Origin of the sequence: Bacillus sp. FSL W7-1085 (genome assembly GCF_038595035.1) — a bacterium.
Lineage (GTDB): Bacteria > Bacillota > Bacilli > Bacillales > Bacillaceae > Bacillus > Bacillus altitudinis.
Map to the genome: position 1 here is coordinate 2205482 of NZ_CP152000.1, position 18541 is coordinate 2224022.

General features: G+C 41.8%; 15 protein-coding genes. 1 reads left to right on the forward strand and 14 read right to left on the reverse strand.

Features of this window, described 5'->3' with window-relative positions; all coding sequences use genetic code 11:
• Window positions 1–2: 2 nt before the first annotated feature.
• From MKY11_RS11295 to MKY11_RS11320, 6 genes are all read right to left on the reverse strand, one after another.
• Window positions 3–995, reverse strand: a complete 993-nt coding sequence (locus MKY11_RS11295; protein WP_039165916.1) for a thiamine pyrophosphate-dependent dehydrogenase E1 component subunit alpha — start codon at window positions 993–995, stop codon at window positions 3–5.
• A gap of 17 nt (window positions 996–1012) precedes the next feature.
• On the reverse strand, window positions 1013–2437 hold the full coding sequence (gene lpdA, locus MKY11_RS11300; protein WP_342501419.1) for a dihydrolipoyl dehydrogenase: 1425 nt from the start codon (window positions 2435–2437) through the stop codon (window positions 1013–1015).
• Entirely contained in the window at window positions 2427–3554 is a 1128-nt protein-coding gene (gene buk / locus MKY11_RS11305; RefSeq protein WP_026050108.1) for a butyrate kinase, read from the reverse strand. Before buk ends, lpdA begins: the two co-directional genes overlap by 11 nt.
• Window positions 3555–3581: 27 nt before the next feature.
• Complete coding sequence (gene bcd / locus MKY11_RS11310) at window positions 3582–4676, reverse strand: branched-chain amino acid dehydrogenase (protein ID WP_007501155.1); 1095 nt, start codon at window positions 4674–4676, stop codon at window positions 3582–3584.
• 25 nt (window positions 4677–4701) lie between these two features.
• A complete protein-coding gene (gene yqiS / locus MKY11_RS11315) occupies window positions 4702–5595 on the reverse strand; it encodes a phosphate butyryltransferase (protein WP_008342231.1) in 894 nt (297 codons plus the stop codon).
• Window positions 5596–5720: 125 nt separating this feature from the next.
• Window positions 5721–7793, reverse strand: coding sequence for a sigma-54-dependent Fis family transcriptional regulator (locus MKY11_RS11320; RefSeq protein ID WP_212360024.1), 2073 nt, complete (start codon window positions 7791–7793; stop codon window positions 5721–5723).
• Between the two features lie 149 nt (window positions 7794–7942).
• Here MKY11_RS11320 and MKY11_RS11325 point away from each other — a divergent pair, with 149 nt between their 5' ends.
• The gene (locus tag MKY11_RS11325; protein WP_017357960.1) at window positions 7943–8179 is read left to right on the forward strand and encodes a DUF2627 domain-containing protein; all 237 of its coding nucleotides are present in this window, start codon (window positions 7943–7945) and stop codon (window positions 8177–8179) included.
• Between the two features lie 33 nt (window positions 8180–8212).
• Here the strand turns inward: MKY11_RS11325 and MKY11_RS11330 are convergent, their stop codons facing one another.
• The 8 genes from MKY11_RS11330 to dxs form a co-directional block, all read right to left on the reverse strand.
• Window positions 8213–8950 (reverse strand): glycerophosphodiester phosphodiesterase, encoded by a 738-nt coding sequence (locus tag MKY11_RS11330; RefSeq protein WP_274660593.1) that lies wholly within the window; start codon window positions 8948–8950, stop codon window positions 8213–8215.
• Between the two features lie 226 nt (window positions 8951–9176).
• Entirely contained in the window at window positions 9177–10277 is a 1101-nt protein-coding gene (locus MKY11_RS11335) for a Rap family tetratricopeptide repeat protein (protein ID WP_019743381.1), read from the reverse strand.
• A gap of 449 nt (window positions 10278–10726) precedes the next feature.
• Window positions 10727–11530 carry a sporulation transcription factor Spo0A gene (gene spo0A / locus MKY11_RS11340; protein ID WP_008342226.1) on the reverse strand — a complete coding sequence of 268 codons (804 nt, stop codon included), beginning with the start codon at window positions 11528–11530 and terminating at the stop codon, window positions 10727–10729.
• A gap of 282 nt (window positions 11531–11812) precedes the next feature.
• The gene (spoIVB, locus tag MKY11_RS11345) at window positions 11813–13090 is read right to left on the reverse strand and encodes a SpoIVB peptidase (protein ID WP_007501161.1); all 1278 of its coding nucleotides are present in this window, start codon (window positions 13088–13090) and stop codon (window positions 11813–11815) included.
• A 198-nt stretch (window positions 13091–13288) separates the two neighbouring features.
• Entirely contained in the window at window positions 13289–15022 is a 1734-nt protein-coding gene (recN, locus tag MKY11_RS11350; RefSeq protein WP_008342224.1) for a DNA repair protein RecN, read from the reverse strand.
• A 34-nt stretch (window positions 15023–15056) separates the two neighbouring features.
• Window positions 15057–15506, reverse strand: a complete 450-nt coding sequence (gene argR, locus MKY11_RS11355) for a transcriptional regulator ArgR (protein ID WP_007501163.1) — start codon at window positions 15504–15506, stop codon at window positions 15057–15059.
• 161 nt (window positions 15507–15667) lie between these two features.
• Window positions 15668–16522, reverse strand: coding sequence for a TlyA family RNA methyltransferase (locus tag MKY11_RS11360; RefSeq protein ID WP_007501164.1), 855 nt, complete (start codon window positions 16520–16522; stop codon window positions 15668–15670).
• Complete coding sequence (gene dxs / locus MKY11_RS11365) at window positions 16519–18420, reverse strand: 1-deoxy-D-xylulose-5-phosphate synthase (protein ID WP_007501165.1); 1902 nt, start codon at window positions 18418–18420, stop codon at window positions 16519–16521. The genes MKY11_RS11360 and dxs overlap by 4 nt, the downstream gene beginning before the upstream one ends.
• Window positions 18421–18541 lie beyond the last annotated feature (121 nt).

Sequence of the window (18541 nt, forward strand, 5' to 3'; positions counted from 1 at the left end):
CCTTACTCTGCATACACGTAACGAAGTGCGCTTTCTGCATCGGCATAAGCTGCGTTTTCCGCTTCATCAGTGGCTTCGTTTACGATTTGCATGATTTCTTTTGTCATCTCTTCTTTCATTTCAGAAGTCATGACATTTCCTTCGATTAAGTACGTTTCATATTGAATGAGCGGATCTTTCTTTCTTGCTTCGAGCACTTCTTCTTTTTCTCGATAGCTAGAATCATCGTCATCACTTGAATGCGCAGTTAACCGGTAAGAGATGGTTTCGATCAATGTTGGGCCTTCGCCTCTTGCCGCACGGTCTCTCGCTTCTTTGACCGCTGCATACACTTCAAGCGGATCATTTCCATCAACCGTCACACCAGGCATTCCGTACCCTATTGCACGATCTGAAATACGCTCACATGCCACTTGTTTGTCATACGGGACAGAAATCGCATACTTATTGTTTTCACACATGAAAATAACAGGCAGCTTATGCACCGCAGCAAAGTTGGCGCCTTCGTGGAAGTCTCCTTGGTTTGAAGAGCCTTCACCGAACGTGACAAAGCTAACAAAATTCTTTTGTTCTAGACGCCCGGCTAGTGCGATGCCAACCGCATGAGGAACCTGTGTTGTCACAGGTGATGATCCAGTCACAATTCGGTTTGATCTTTGCCCAAAATGACCTGGCATCTGTCTCCCGCCTGAGCTTGGATCGTCTTTTTTCGCAAAACCAGACATCATTAAATCTTTCGCCGTCATCCCGAATGCAAGGACAACCCCCATATCACGGTAATAAGGTAAAACGTAATCCTCTTCCCTATTGAGGGCAAAAGCGGCACCGACTTGCTGCGCTTCCTGTCCTTGACAAGAGATGACGAATGGAATTTTTCCAGAACGGTTTAAAAGCCACATCCGTTCATCAATTTTTCTTGCTAAAAGCATGGTTCTATATATGTCAATCGCTTGTTCATCTGATAATCCTAATTCCTGATGACGCATGTTACTCATCATGTTTCCCTCCTTGATTAAAAATGGATCGCCTTTCCGTCAACAGCCAGTGCTGCCTCGCCAATTGCTTCTGACAAGGTTGGGTGCGGGTGGATCGTCTGCCCCACTTCCCACGGAGTTGCATCTAATACTTTGGCTAATCCAGCTTCAGATATCATATCTGTTACATGAGGACCAATCATATGAATCCCTAAGATATCATCTGTCTTTTGGTCAGCAATGATTTTGACAAATCCATCAGACTCTCCAAATACAAGCGCTTTTCCGATGGCCATGAAGGGAAACTTCCCAATCTTGACTTCGTAGCCTTGCTCTTTTGCCGCCTGTTCAGTCAGTCCAACACTAGCGGTTTCTGGGTGAGAGTAAACACATTTAGACACGAGCGTTTCATCAAGTGGCTTTGGATCTTGACCAGCCATATGTTCCACTGCAATCATGCCTTCATGTGATGCGACATGTGCCAGCTGAAGACCGCCAATGACATCACCTATTGCGTAAATATGCGACTCTTTCGTTTGATAATGCTCATTCACGACAATGCCTTGCTTTTCTGTCTGGATGTCCGTGTTTTCAAGTCCTATGCCTTCCACGTTTGGCACTCGGCCAACTGAGAGAAGCAGTTTCTCTGCTTCAAACGACTGAATGTCTCCACCTTGTTCCACTTGGATCTTGACGAGATTCTCGTGCTTTTCGGCAGTATCTGGCAGAACCTTCGCATTTGTCACTAAGGTGATGCCCTTTTTCTTTAAAAGCTTTTCCATTTCTTTAGAAATATCTTGATCCTCTGTTGGTAAAATGCGATCTGCAAATTCGATCACTGTGACTTTAACGCCAAAATCGTTAAGCATGGAAGCCCATTCGATCCCAATCACGCCTCCGCCGACAATCAGCATGGACTGAGGAAGTTCTTGCAGTTCAAGTGCTTCGTCTGATGTAAGGATGTGTGTTCCATCCGCTTCAAGTCCGGGCAGGACGCGCGGTCTTGACCCAGTCGCAATGATGACCTGCTTTGGAATCAGCATTTCATTTTCATCACCATTCGCCATTTCTACCGAGATGGTGCCTGGCATTGGCGAAAAGATCGAGGGGCCTAGGATACGGCCTATTCCTTCGTATACATCAATTTTCCCTTGTTTCATTAAGTGTTTGACGCCGCCTGCTAATTTGTCGACAATCTCTGTTTTTCTTTTTTGTACGTTGGCAAATTGTAAGGCAATTCCGCTTGCTTCAACGCCAAAATCAGCGGCACGTTTGACCGTTTGATAGACTTCTGCACTTCTAAGAAGCGCTTTAGATGGGATACAGCCTTTATGAAGACATGTTCCACCGAGCTTTGATTTTTCTACGACTGCTGTTTTCAATCCAAGTTGAGAGGCACGAATGGCCGCTACATAGCCGCCTGTGCCTCCACCAAGAATGACGAGGTCATATTCAGTTGCCATGACTTGTCACTCCTTTCTCCGCCTTTTGATCATTTGGGTATTCTTTTGGTGATTCTTCTTCTTTTAAAATGCGAAGCGCCCCTTCTGCTAAGGATTGCAATTCATTTTCACCTGGGTACACAACAACATCTGAAATCCAGTCAATGTATCCTCTAATACTTGACGTAATTTGTTTGCTGTACGCAAGGCCACCTGTTAACACAATGACGTCAACAGCTCCTTTTAAAACCGCACTAGCCGCACCGATTTCTTTGGCAATTTGATAGCACATCGCTTCATAAATAAGCGCCGCACGCTCATCGCCTGCTTCAATCATGCGCTCTACTTTTACTGCATCTGTCGTACCAAGATAGCCCGCAAGACCGCCTTCGCCAATAATGCGTTTGAGCATTTCCTCTTGCGAATATTCACCAGAAAAGCATAAATTAACAAGGTCACCTGTTGGAAGAGTACCTGCCCGCTCTGGGCTGAAAGGACCCTCGCCATGAAGACCGTTATTCACATCAATGACTTTTCCTTTTTGATGTACACCAATCGTAATTCCGCCGCCCATATGGGTAATGATCATGTTCAAATCTTCGTAACGCTTTCCAAACGAAGCAGCCGTTTTTCTTGCGACTGCTTTTTGATTTAACGCATGAAAAATACTTTTCCGCTCAATTGTTGGCAGTCCTGAAATACGAGCAATCGGCTGCAGTTCATCTACGACTACGGGATCAACAATAAAAGCTGGGATGTTAAGGCCAAGTGCAATTTCTCGGGCAATAATTCCGCCTAGATTAGAGGCGTGCTGGCCAGCATACCCTTCTTTTAGATCTTCAACCATTTGCTCATTTACTTCATATGTGCCACCTTCAATCGGACGAAGAAGACCACCGCGTGCGCAAACTGCATCAAACTTTGAGATGTTCATCCCCTGTTCATGCAGTGTTTTCAAAATGGTTTCTTTGCGGAATGAAAATTGATCAATGATATGAGGAAACTGCTTGATTTCCTCATCTGTATGTCTTAATGTCGTTTCAAAAATAGATCGTTCATTATGAAACACACCGATTTTTGTTGAAGTAGAGCCAGGATTAATAGTGAGAATACGCCATTCTTTTGTCAGCAAAAACAAAACCTCCGTTTCAACTCATTCATCCATTTAGCGACGACTTAAAATATGTTGACCATTTTGCAGGAATTGGCTTCTTGATTTGCGCATTCTTTCAATTCGCTCTTCAGCCAATCGGTCTGCCGCTTTATAAGTTGGAATGGCATCACGGTTAGAGATTTCAATCACTCGCTCAATGTTTTGGTAAATGCCTTCTACTTTTTTCATTGCACGATCTGCATTATAGCCATAAAGCTCATCTGCAACGTTAATCACACCGCCTGCATTGATGACATAATCCGGTGCATACACAATGCCCATTTCATGAATAAGATCTCCATGATGTGTTTCTCTCAGCTGGTTATTCGCTGCACCTGCGATGACTTTTGCCTTTAATTTAGGAATTGTCACATCGTTAATGGTTGCACCGAGTGCACATGGTGCGTAAATATCACATTCTTGATCATAAATATCATCAGGGTCTACCGCTTTTGCACCGAAGTCTTCTACAGCTCGCTGAACTGAGTCTTTGTTGATATCAGTGACGATAAGCTGTGCGCCTTCTTCATGCAGGTGTTTACATAGGTTGTAAGCCACGTTTCCAACACCTTGAACGGCAATTGTTTTTCCTTCTAATGAATCTGTACCGAATGCTGCTTTTGCAGCTGCTTTCATCCCTTTATATACACCGTAAGCAGTCACTGGAGATGGATTTCCTGAAGAACCAAATGCAGGAGAGATGCCTGTGACAAAGTCTGTTTCTTCATGGATAAGATCCATATCTTCTACCGTTGTACCGACATCTTCAGCGGTGATATAACGGCCATTTAATCCTTGAATGTAACGGCCAAAAGCACGGAACATTTCTTCATTCTTGTCTTTTCTCGGATCACCAATGATGACCGTTTTACCGCCGCCAAGGTTAAGCCCTGCCGCCGCATTTTTATAGGTCATACCTCTTGCAAGACGCAAGGCATCTTCGATAGCTGCTTCTTCATTTTCATATGTCCACATTCTTGTTCCGCCGAGTGCCGGCCCAAGTGTTGTATCATGAATGGCAATGATGGCTTTTAAACCAGACTGTTCATCCTGACAAAATACAAGCTGTTCATAATCGTATCGTTCCATATATTTAAAAAGTTCCATTTTCTATTCCTCCTAATACTTTCGCTTAATTAGATGTACAGATGGCAAGTGCAATTGAATAGAGCTTGCTTTCAGCTGAATCAGACCGGCTTGTTAAAGCAATCGGTGCTTTCGCTCCTGCCACCACAGCTCCCACTTTTGCATGAGCAAAGTAGATGAGAGATTTATAAAGAATGTTGCCTGCTTCAATGGTTGGCACAAGCAAAATATCTGCATGACCAGCCACATCACTCGTAATATTTTTATGAGAAGCTGCCGTTTGAGAAATGGCATTATCTAAAGCAAGCGGCCCATCAATCAGACAGCCAGAAATTTGACCTCTTCGATTCATTTGCGCAAGGCTTGCAGCTGTGAGCGTCGAATCCATCGCTGGGTTTACGACTTCTACCGCTGATAATACCGCCACTTTGGGCATATCATTTCCGACAGCTTGTGCGACTTGAACGGAATTCACCGTAATTTCTTTCAGCATATTTAAATCAGGCGCAATGTTCATCGCAGAGTCCGTCACATAGATAAAACGGTCAAAGCCCGGTACTTCGAAGGCAGCAACATGTGAAAGGACACTCGCTGTCCGAAGTCCATATTCTTTATTTAGTACAGCTTTTAACAGTACGGCTGTCGGGACATGACCCTTCATGAGAATATCTGCATGATTTTCACTTACTGCCTGAACGGCAATTTTGGCAGATTCTTCGGGTGAATCTGAATGAATAATATCTATCCAGTCTTCATTAATCTCATGCTGTTTGACTAGCTCCTTTAGGTTGCGTTTGTTTCCAACCAGCAGGAAGCGAGCGACTTTTCGTTCGATTGCCATTTTGATGGCATGAAGCACTTCTTCGTCTTCTGCATGAGCCACAGCCGCTGTTTTATTCTGCAGCTGCGAGGCTTTGATAATCAGATCGTCAAGCTTCATACTTGCCCACCTTTCCTTGTGCTCGGTTCCTCTTTTTATATGCAAGTTCCGTGCCAGCTTGAAATGTGTGAAAAATTAGCCTTTTCGCAAAGAAATCATGCAATTCTTTGCAGTTTACGTGCATGTTACTGCATGCTATCTTTTGCAAGCTGATACTTATCCATTTTATAGTAAAGATTTCGAATGCTGATCCCTAACGTTTTCGCTGTTTTTGTGCGATTGAATTGATGTTTTTCAAGGGTTTGTTTGATCAGCTGCGCTTCAAATGCTTCTACAGCATCTGAGAGCGTCTCCCCCTCAAATTGACTAACAGCCAGTTCCTGCTGCTCTTTTTCCTCATGCTCGTCTGACTCCATGAAGGCGATATGCGCTTCATCGATCCATTCTTCTTGCGGATTCAAAAAGATCATCGCTCGTCCAAGCACATTTTCAAGCTCTCTCACGTTGCCTGGCCAGCTATATGATCGAAGTCTATTAAGCGCACGATCTGTTAAGCCGCTGACGTTTCGCCCATAGTCTAAATTGATCTTCTGGATGAGGCGTTTACTTAATGATTCAATATCTTCAAGACGCTGTCTGAGCGGCGGGATTGATATCGGGTATCTGTTCATTCGATAATATAAATCCTCTCTGAACTTCCCTTCTGCCATCGCCTTTTCAATATTGACATTTGTCGCTGTGATCACACGCACATCGACCGGTATCGCTTTCGTTCCACCTACCCGAACAATTTCTTTTTCCTGCATGACACGCAGCAATTTCGCTTGTGTACTTGGCGTCATTTCACCGATTTCATCTAAAAAGATACTGCCGTGATTGGCTTCTTCAAACAGCCCTTTTTTCCCGCCACGCCTTGCACCAGAAAACGCTCCTTCCTCGTAGCCAAACAGTTCTGACTCTAAAAGAGTTTCTGATAAGGCAGCACAGTTGACACGGACAAAGCGATTGTACTTGCGATCACTTTCATTGTGAATGGCATGCGCAAACAGCTCTTTCCCAGTACCTGATTCTCCACGGAGTAAAATGGTTGCCGGCGTTTTTGCACCCAGCTTTGCCTGCTCAAGTGCGACAAGCATTTGTTCACTTTCTCCAATAATGTCTTCAAATGTGTACTTTGCTTCAAGTGTTCGGATGAGCTGTCTTGCTTTATTTAATTCATTCGTCAATGATTGAATTTCGGATACATCGTGAATGACCCCGACACTGCCTTTTAGAATGCCGTCAACAATAACAGGTGCTACATTGACGATGACATCTTTTTTGTTTGGACCGACCTTCATTCTGACGCCTCGAACAGGTCTTCTTGTTTCAAGCACCTTTAAGTGCATGCTTTCCCCTTCGGAAATATCAGCTCCTGCTGGTTTCCCCACGACCTCTTTATCCGTTAAACCGGTCATTTTCGTATAAGCACGGTTGATCAAAATACCTTTTCCCTGCTCATCGACAACCGATATGGCTTCATCTGATGATTGAATAATAGCCTCAAGCATCGTTCTCACTTCTTTGAGGTTCGTTACTTCCTCCGCTAGCTCCACCGCATCTGTTATGTCTTTAAAGATGGATAAAGCACCTAACATTCTCCCCGCGTCATCAATAATCGGCAGACGGGTGGTCACAATTTGAATTTGCTGATTCAAAAATTGCTTTTGGTTAAATTCCGGCTCCCTTGACCTTAATATATCGGGAAGTTTCGTGTTCGGAATCACTTCTCGAATGTGACGGCCAATCGCATCCTTTTGCGAACACCCCACCATTTTGGCAGCCGATCGATTAAACAGGACCACTTCTTCATCCATATTAATAAAAATCATGCCATCGTTCGTTGCATTAAAAATGCGGTCATGTTTATAGGTTTGTTCCTTCAATATTTGAATAAGCTGTTGTTTCTCTGCCATTAATTCTGAAATGACGTATGCCATCGAGCTTGGCACAATCACAGCATGCTCTGGTTTTTGTTCAATTAATTCTTTCAGTACAACAGAACTGCCTGTGGTTTCAATGATGATATCAATGTCATCTTTTATGTATTCTTTCCAATCCGTCGTCGTCTCAATTCCATTCTTTTTTGCTTCATCCATCCCCGGTGCCTCGAGATCAAGGTCGGCGATCGCAATGATTTGAACCGTATTTGTTTTCAGCAATGTTTCAAGCAGTGCTGATCCACCTTGTCCTGCACCGACAATCAAGACTCTCTGCATCCCGTTACCCCTTTATATGAAAAATTTTGCACACCATATTTTTCCGTTGCAAAAAATTGCACAACACCTATATTACCACGTTTTCCTTTCTTGACAAAATATTTTTTGAATTAGACAATGGAAGTAAATGACGTTTAAGGGGACATTTGATGGGGAGAATACTGGCATTAGTGATTATTTTAATACCTGGAGCCTTTGCAGCACTTGGCATTAAGCTGCTGCGTGACACTGTTTTCGGCATCATCATTGCACCATTTCCATATTTATGGCTGCAAGGAATTGCAGGGTTGTTATTTTTAGGGGGAGGTCTTTATGTTGTTGCAGGATTTATTTTATATAGGGACCGTAAACGAAATAAAGTAACAACTCGTTTTAAGCAAAGGTAATCATGAAAAAGACCCGCTGTTGATAGCGGGTCTTTATTTCATTTCTTCTCTTATTTTGACGGCTCGATCAGGAAAATCAGTAAAGATTCCATCAACACCTAATCTCAACATATTTTTTATTTGCTTCTCACTGTTTACAGTAAACGGTCTAATCACTTGTTGGTCCGCATGGAGAGCGGCTACTACTTCTTTTGTCACCCCAGCGCCCTTTATATTCGGATGGTAGCCCTTTGCCGGGATTGTTTTTAAATACATGTCCGGCTGATGAATCACATCCATTGTGAGGACCGCCAGTTCAATGTGCGGCATCAGCTTGTGAAAAAGAGCTAAGCTGCCGTGATGAAATGATGAGACAAGCACTCGATCCTCTATTTGAAAGTGCTCAATTTGCTCTTTTACTTTTTCTTCAATCCCTGGATATCGATAAATAGAGTTTTTTAATTCAATGTTGATCATAAAGGATGATCTCTGCGTCACTAGCTCTAATACTTCTTCTAAAAGAGGAATGGAGACCGCACCCGTTTCATCATAGAAAGAATGACTGGCATCTCCTCTTTTTAACTCTTCATATGTATAGTCTTTCACTAACCCTTTCATATTGGTCGTTCGGTTCAGCTTTTCATCGTGAATGACAGCTAGTCTGCCGTCCTTGGTGAGCTGAACATCAAGCTCAATCCCATCCGCTCCAGAATGGAGTGCGTGCTCAAAGGCAATCATGGTGTTCTCTGGATAGTTTCCTTTAAAGCCTCTATGTGCAAAAATTTTCGTCATATGCCACCTCTAAATATGATGATTACCTATATTATGACGTGTCTTTTTTCGTTTTTCCAGTTTGAGCACATAAAAAAACCTCTTCTAATAAGAGAGAAGAGGTTGACAGGTAAATTCGATCACGTAATCGCTCTGATGGCTTGCTCTGTCGTCTCTGCGTCAAGAGCAAAAAGGGAAGAAACAACTGCGACTGCTGTAACGATTGTTACACCTAACAACAACTTTTTCATAAGATAACCTCCACTTTCTTTTGAAGTATTTGTGCATCGAATTTCTTTTCAAGAAAACGAATGGCATTTTGATAATCATTTCGTTCCTTGAAGTATTTCGATATTTGTTCAGACAAATCCTCAAGCTCCACATATAATCTATTTTTTTCTATGTAGTCTAATTTTTCAGAGAATACGTCTGCTGCTCCACTATTTTCGCACATCAAATCCAAAATTTCAAATTTTACTATATATTCATTATTTTGGATATCACAGCTATATTGAATCCCCTCTTTAATATATTCTTTCGCCTCATGATCTCCTAAATGAACTAAGGCATTTGCGAGAACATATAAAGATTGGATGAAATAATGGCTATTGTCGCGATGAATTTGAATGCTCATCCCTTTTTTGGCGTATTGCGCACTTTTTTCATAATCAGGTTTTGCGTAATAAAGAACCGCTAAATTGTGATAGCACTTCCCAATCAGCACTTCATTGTTAATGCGCTTACTTTTCTCAAGTGCCTCTTGGTACTTTTCCTCAGCTTCATCAAACTGTAGTAAATCAATACAGTTGCTCGCATGTAAAATTAAGCTGTCAATCGCCTGTGCGGTATATTCCTCATGCGCTTTAAACGTATCAATGGCTTTTTTAATATGATTAATGGAAATGAAATTTTGCTTCAGTTCGTAATAAATGGAAGCGACTTTATGATGAAAAGTTCCTACTTCAAGATCTTCATTCACACGTTTTAGCCGCTGCTCAGCAATCTTATAAAAACTAATCGCCTCATCATATTTTTTGACATAGGCAGCATATTGGCCTTTATAAAAGTAAAAATAAAAATTAATAATGTCATCTGCTTTTTCATCCAGCGTTCCGACACTTTTCATAATCTGATTGGCTTTTTCAATATTTCCAAGTAACATTTCATGTCTGCCGTCGACTAGCTGATAATAAAGAAGAACTTCTCGATCCTCATCTGTATTTTTTAGCAAATTCTGAATTTTCTCTTTATAGACAGCAGATTTTTCTAGGTCATTCTGAGAAATGACCCTCGTCCACTTGCTAATTTCGTTCGCAACCTCAGCAGAGTGGATTTTCAGCTTTCCCATAACCTCACCCTCTTCTTTTCATTATTATAGCATAGTAAAAGAATGTGAAAATTATTAAATTCGACAATGGGAATATTCAGTTCAAATGGCACAATCTCTAAGAAGCCAGTGACTTTAAAACGCCAACCAATCAGGTCAATAGAAATAGAACTTTCGATCTCATTTACTTTATTTACTAATTACATAAGACCTTTTCCTCTCATCCTTTTTCTTACGAATGAGCGTTTTCTTCTTCTATAAGCCAATTGATTAGCGTAGCTGATTACCACTATTTTATGTCCTATTCATTTCTTTCATGCTTTATTTTTCATTTTATTCTGAAAATAAAGCGACCCGTTTGTCCAATTTAAACATTAAAGATGATTTTATCAACATAACCATTTTTTAGCAATATTTTACAAAAATAAAAAAACGCCTCATTGAAGAAACGTTTTTTTATGGAAGGTGACTTAGCTTGCTCTATGCTCTAAACGCAGACGATCAGCCACCATGGCAATAAATTCGGAATTGGTCGGTTTGGCTTTTGACATGCTGACTGTGTAACCAAAGAGTGACGAAATGGAGTCAATATTCCCTCTGCTCCAAGCCACTTCAATGGCATGACGAATCGCTCGTTCTACCCTGCTGGCTGTCGTGTTAAATTTCTTTGCAATGTCTGGGTACAACACTTTTGTAATACTGCCGAGTAGTTCAATATCATTGTACACCATCGAAATGGCTTCTCTTAAGTATAAATAGCCTTTAATATGAGCTGGCACGCCAATCTCATGAATAATCGTCGTAATGCTCGCATCTAAGTTCTTACGTTTCGGTTCAGGTTTGCTGCGAAGGACACTGTTTTGGATAGATGAAGATCGATGGCTGACTTGTGTGCCGTTTCCACTGACTTGACGAATATGACCTACGAGGTTTTCCATATCGAATGGTTTCAAAATGAAATAGGATGCGCCCAAATCGACTGCTTTTTTCGTTACGTCTTCTTGTCCGAAAGCCGTCAGCATAATGACACTTGGCTGTTTGGTCATTTCATTGTTTTCACGGAGGCGTTCCAGTACAGCAAGACCGTCTAAATGAGGCATGATAATATCTAAGAGGAGAACGTCGGGCTCTTTATCTTTAAATAATGTCAGACATTCCTGACCATTATACGCCACGCCAAGTACTTCCATATCTTCCTGTCCCTCAATATACTCTGTCAAAAGGCCAACAAGTTCTCGATTGTCATCAGCTACACACACTTTAATTTTCTCCACGTTCTTTCCTCCCCAATGTCGATTCCTTAGTCTTTTGCATTTCTCTTCTGAGTGTTCAATTCGACAAAACCATGCTATCCCCTTTAAAAAAGTTTAATTTTCCGAATAATAGAGCATTATCTAGCTTTTTCTACGTTTTTCTTAATGAATCGACGATTATTGCAATTTGACAACACACTGTTTTTTATTTTGTCGAAAAATCTCTTTTTCCTTATTTTATAACATGATGGAAGAGAAAGAAAGGGTAGAAAAAAACTGCCGGAAGATTCGCGGCAGTTTTCATCAGCTTGCTTTTTTGTTTTTTTGATAAAGATCAATTCCTGCTTCTGACAGCATCCATTCAATGTGTACGCCGTATCCGCTTGTCGGGTCATTGACGAACACGTGAGTGACCGCTCCAATGACTTTGCCATTTTGGATGATCGGACTTCCGCTCATTCCTTGAACGATCCCGCCCGTTTTGCTTAATAAGCGTTCATCTGTTACTTTAAGCACCATTCCTTTTGTTGCTGGGAATTTTTGCGGTGTTGTGCTGACGATTTTAATATCAAATTTCTCTACTTTATCATGGTCCACAACCGTTAATATTTCGGCTGGACCTTCTTTTACTTCATTTGATAATGCGACTGGAAGTGGTTTGTCTGCTACATGATTTTCAAGTTTTTCGGTTAACGTACCAAATATACCAAATGGACTGTTACGTGAAATATCACCTATCGTTTTTCTTTCGGAAGAAAACCTGGCCAATTTTTCTCCAGGGTTGCCTCCTGTCCCTTTTTCAATGGATGTGACAGTTGATCTGACAATTTCACCATTGTCGACCACGATTGGTTTTTTTGTATCCATGTCAGAAATCACATGCCCAAGGGCGCCATATTTTTTAGAAGATGGTTCAAAGAAGGTCATCGTCCCGATTCCTGCTGCGGAATCACGAATATAAAGACCGATTCGATAAGTACCTTCACTTGCATCTTTAGCGGGTGTTAATGTCGTTTGAAAGGTTTTATGGTCTCTTTTTATGAGTAAATGAAGGGTTTCCCCCGTTTTTCCGGCTTTCTGAATAAATGGGGTGAGGTCATTCATCTTCTCCATTTTCTGACCATTGATCTCAATGATCATATCCCCTGATTGAATGCCTGCAGCTTCACCTGGTGATTTTTTGCCGTCTGCTGTTGTGATTTGATGAAAACCGACAACGAGAACTCCGACAGAATGGAGTTTGACGCCAATGGATTGTCCTCCAGGAATGACTTTTAATTCGGGAAGAACATCGACTTTTGTTTTCTTAATAGGAAATCCTTTAAAATCATAAACAATTTCGGCTTTTCCCGCCTTTTGTCCCGTTACTTCAAGTTGATTCTTTTTCTCTGAAAGACTAAAGGCTGGTGAAGAAGCATTGGCTGACGCTTCAATGGATGTATCAATCGAATGCTTCTCGTGTTCAAATACTGCGACAGTTGTTGGAATGCTGATATATTCCTTCACTATGCTCATAAACCCTGTACTTATTAAAGAAACAAGGAGAATCACACCAATGGCTTTTCTCATCTTTTCGGGCATTCATTTTTCACTCTCCTCGCTCCTTACCCACACCAGAACATTAATGTTTTGGCTACATCTTTACTTTTGCCTTCTTAGCGAGGATTTATAACCGACACCTTTAGAAAATGATTGGATAAATTGATAAAAGAAAAAGACGATTTCATGCGTATATACGGCGAATATGAGACAATATAAAAAAGGCAGCTGTTGTTTCAGCTACCCTGTCGTTTTGACATCATTTGCTTGGTGCAGTAATTCTTTTGCATGCTGTTTTGTGAGCTCAGTGACTTCTACACCAGCAATCATTCGGCCAATTTCACTCACTTTTTCATCATCACTGAGTGGTTTGACGTTCGTCATTGTTCTACCAGCTTTAGCGCGTTTAGAAATAAAAAGATGTGTATCAGCCATTGCTGCGACTTGCGGCAGATGGGTAATACAGAGTACTTGTGAGCCTGCTGCTACTTTATAAATTTTTTCAGCAATGGCTTGTGCGACTCTGCCGCTAACGCCCGTATCCACTTCATCAAATATAATGGACGTCACTTCTTGTTTCGCTGAGAAAATACTTTTCACTGCCAACATGACACGTGAAATTTCTCCTCCAGATGCTACTTTTGACAAAGATTTCATCGGTTCACCCGGATTTGTAGAAATGACAAATTGCGCTTGATCTATGCCATTTTTCCCGAGCTGTACGGGTTTTCCATCTAAAAGCGGGCAGTCCGTACTGCCAAAAGGTGCATATCGAATCGTAAAAGCGGTATCAAAAGAAGACTTCTCCATATATAAATCCTTCAATTCAGCTTGAATGTGCTTCGCCAGTTTTTTCGCCCATTTTTTACGGAGCTCTGACACGTTAAGCGCTTCAAGCAATGCATCCCGGCTTATCGCATCAAGTTTGTTTTTAAGTGTCTGCAAATGGCTGTCTCGATTTTGGATTTGGTCTATCTCCTCTTCAATCTTAGCCGCATATTCTAAAATTTCCTCAACGGTTGTGCCGTACTTTCGCTTCAGCTGCTTCATCTCATTTAGCCTAGACTCAATAAAATCAAGACGGGCTGGGTCAAATTCTAATTGATCAAGCATGCTGCGCATTTGAAAAGTAGAATCTTCTAATAAATAATAGGAGTTTGACACTTGCTCAGAGAGTTTTTTCAGATCGTCGTTGATCTCAGAAACTTGCTCAAGCTCGCTTGAAGCCATTCCAACCCAATCAAGTCCTCCCTGCTCATTACGCAGAGCATTATATGCGTTTTGAAGCGAGGAAAAGATTTTTTCAAAATTGCTGATTTGATGACGTTCCTCTTGAAGCTTCTCATCTTCCCCAGGCTCTAATTGTGCCGCTTCAATCTCTTCCAGCTGAAATTGTAATAAGTCTAACCGGTGAACCATTTCTTGTTCATTTTCAGACAGCTGTTTGAGTTTTTGCGCCGTCTTCATATATTGATCATACGCTTCTTGATACTGCGAGAGAGCAGGTGCAATTTCTTCTGCTCCAAATTGATCAAGCAAATGCAAATGATTTTCATCCTCCATTAACAGCTGATTATCGTGCTGTCCATGTATATCAAGCAAAAGCCGGCCAACTTCTCTTAAAAGCGAGATGGTGACAAGCTTACCATTAATGCGGCAAATGCTTTTCCCGCTTTGATTGATATCACGGCGAAGAATCATCATTTCATCAGATGCATCAATTCCTTGCTCCTCGCACAGGGCAAATACAGGATGATCTGCTGGTACAAGAAAAAGACCTTCCAGCTCTGCTTTTTTTTCGCCATAACGGACAAATTCAGATGATCCTCTTCCCCCTACGAGAAGTGAGACAGCGTCAATCATGATTGATTTTCCGGCACCTGTTTCCCCTGTTAGAACTGTGAGTCCTTTTTCAAACGAAACCGTTAACTCCTCAATGATTGCAAAGTTTTTAATGGTTAGTTCTGCTAACACTCATTTGACACCTCTTTTTGTAAACCTGATCTCTTTATAGAAGCTCTAAAATTTTGGACGAAACGGTATCCGTATCGTCTGGCGTGCGGCAAATGATTAAGATGGTATCATCCCCACAAATGGTTCCCATAATTTCTTCCCAATCTAAATTATCCATTAAAGCACCGATGGCTTGAGCGTTCCCAGGCATTGTTTTTAGAACGATTAAATGACTGGCAGCATCCATTTTAATAAATGCGTCCATTAAGGAACGCTTTAATTTTGATAGCGGGTTAAACCGCTGATCTGCAGGAAGGCTGTATTTATATGTTCCATTATTTGTTGGCACTTTGACTAAATGCAGTTCTTTGATATCTCTTGATACGGTCGCCTGTGTGATGTTATATCCATCCGCTTTCAAAATATCGACTAATTCGTCTTGTGTTTCGATTTCTTGGCTTGCGATAATTTCTCTAATCTTAATATGTCTTTGACCTTTGTTCATTTTGACCCCCCTAGGCGTTAGAATCTCAGTTTGTCTTTACGTTCTATGTTATATGATGCACACTTCAAAAAACAAGCATTACGTGAGAAACGGTCAATTCTGATCTTTTGACCATGTAAAAAGGAATAATAGCGAGCTATTATTCCTTTTGTTTCAATAATTCATGTGTCAGCCGGCTCAGGACTGTTTTTCTTTTCTTTCAATACGGCATGGGCTTCTTTGACGACTTTTTCAAGTTCAGATACTGGAAGTGCCGTATTCTCTTCTTGATCGGGATGCAGGACCAAGTGGAGGAGAAATTCGATATTTCCATCTCCGCCTGTAATCGGTGAAAACGAAACATCCTTTACATCATAGCCTTCTTTTGCAGCAAATTGATTCATTTCTTCTAGCACACCAAGATGTACAGAAGGTTCTCGCACAATGCCTTTTTTTCCAACAAGCTCTCTGCCCGCTTCAAACTGCGGCTTCACTAGCGCAATACAGTCGCCGCCTGGGATAAGAATATGCTTTAGTGCGGGAAGAATGAGTTTGAGCGAGATAAATGATACATCAATAGATGCAACCTCTGGTAATCCTTCGGTGAAATCTGCCGGAACAGAATGGCGGAAGTTGGTGCGTTCCATGACGATCACCCGATCATCCTGTCGTAATTTCCACGCAAGCTGATTGTAACCAACATCCACAGCATAGGATTTGACTGCTCCATTTTGGAGTGCGCAATCTGTAAATCCCCCTGTTGATGAGCCGATATCAATTAAAAGCTTTCCTTCAACGGTTAAATCAAATTCCTGAAGTGCCTTTTCGAGCTTTAGCCCACCTCGGCTGACATATTTCAGCGGATTCCCCTTCACAGTCAGCGGGGTATCACGAGCGATTTTTTCTCCTGGCTTATCCAAACGGTTTTCATTTGAGTAAACGATCCCTGCCATAATGGCGCGTTTTGCTTTCTCTCTCGTTTCCATTAGTCCTTGTTCGACTAATAAAACGTCAAGTCGTTCTTTCTTTGATGTCATGATCCAATTCCTTTTCTTGGTGCTGCGGGAAGCAGGTCACGCAATGTTTCAGCAACCTGTGTTTTCGTCAGTCCAATTTCCTCAAGTAGCGCATCGACACTTCCATGCTCAATAAATTCATCTGGAATGCCCATACGTTCTACTTTGATATGAGATGCTTTCTTATCGTGTATATATTCTAAAACGCTGCTGCCAAATCCACCCTGAAGCACCGCTTCTTCTATTGTTAAAATTGGCAAACCTTCAGACAGTATCTCATTTAACATGCCTTCATCAAGAGGCTTAATGAAACGTGCATTGACAACACGGATTGATTTACCTTCTTTTTGCAGTTCTTCTGCTGCCTGCAGCGCCATTTTAATGGTTGTACCGAATGTTAAAATGACAGCATCTTTCCCGGGACGAAGAACTTCCCAAGAACCAATTGGAATGGTTTTCAGCTGTTCATCCATTTTGACGCCTAGTCCATTTCCACGCGGGAAGCGCATGGCGATTGGACCATCATCATATTGAATGGCTGTGTTGACCATATGCTGTCCTTCATTTTCATCCTTTGGCATCATGAGAACCATATTCGGCATATGACGCATGAAAGCAATGTCAAACACACCTTGATGTGTTTCTCCATCTGCACCGACAAGACCTGCACGGTCAATTCCAATGAACACATTGAGATTTTGACGGCAAATATCATGCAACACTTGGTCATAGGCTCTTTGAAGGAACGTTGAATAAATCGCTAAAAATGGCTTCATGTCCTGTGTAGCAAGTCCAGCTGCCATTGTTGCAGCGTGCTGCTCTGCAATTCCAACATCAAACATTCGCTCAGGGAATTCTTTTGCAAATCCTTCAAGCTTTGAGCCAACGGGCATTGCAGGTGTAATCGCGACAATCCGCTCATCTTCCCGTGCCAGCTTTCTGACGGTTTCACTGACGAGACCACTCCACGACGGTGCAGCTGCTGTCGGTTTTACAAAGTCACCTGTGTCGATTTTGTATGGGCCTGTTCCGTGCCATGTGCCGATCTTATCAGATTCGGCCGGCTTATAGCCTTTTCCTTTTTTCGTGATGACATGAAGGAGAACCGGGCCTTTTGTTTTCTTTGCGTACTCAAGATTCTCAAACAAATCTTCATAGGAATGTCCGTCTACTGGTCCTAAGTAAGTAAAGCCCATTTCCTCAAAGAACATACCAGAGACAAGCAAATATTTCAGACTGTCCTTGATACGTTCTGCTGTTGCAGCAAGCTTCCCGCCTACTGCTGGGATACGCTTGAATAAATATTCAAGCTCGTCCTTTACCCATTGGTATTTACCAGCTGTACGTAGTCTGCCAAGCATTGTATGGATCGCACCAACGTTTGGCGCAATACTCATTTCATTGTCGTTTAAGATCACAATCATGTCTTTTTTTTCATCCCCGATATGGTTCAGTGCTTCTAACGCCATACCGCCGGTTAGTGCACCATCGCCGATAATCGGGAGAATGTATTCATCTGTTCCTTTAATGTCACGCGCTGCCGCCATTCCCATTGCACCAGATAATGAGGTTGAACTGTGTCCAGTCTCCCAAACATCATGTTCACTTTCATTTCGTTTAGGGAAACCGCAGAGCCCTTTATATTGACGAAGCGTATCAAACTCGGCGCCTCTTCCAGTTAACAGCTTGTGAACGTAAGACTGATGTCCAACATCCCAAAGAAATTTGTCTTTCGGGCTGTCAAATACTTTGTGAAGTGCAACAGTAAGTTCAACGACACCAAGGTTTGGACCAATGTGCCCACCAGAGTTCGCTAACGACTCAATTAAAAACGTGCGAATGTCCGCACTCAGCTCCTCTAATTCTGCATTTGACATTCCTTTTAGAAACGTTGGATTTTTTATTGATAAAAGATCCAATCAGGATCAACTCGCTTTCAACAAAATTTCTATCTACATATATAATGCCTTATTCCTATGAAAACCAATTCAGGAATAAGAGTTGTCTCATCATGATAAACTGTTTACAGTTTACCACAAT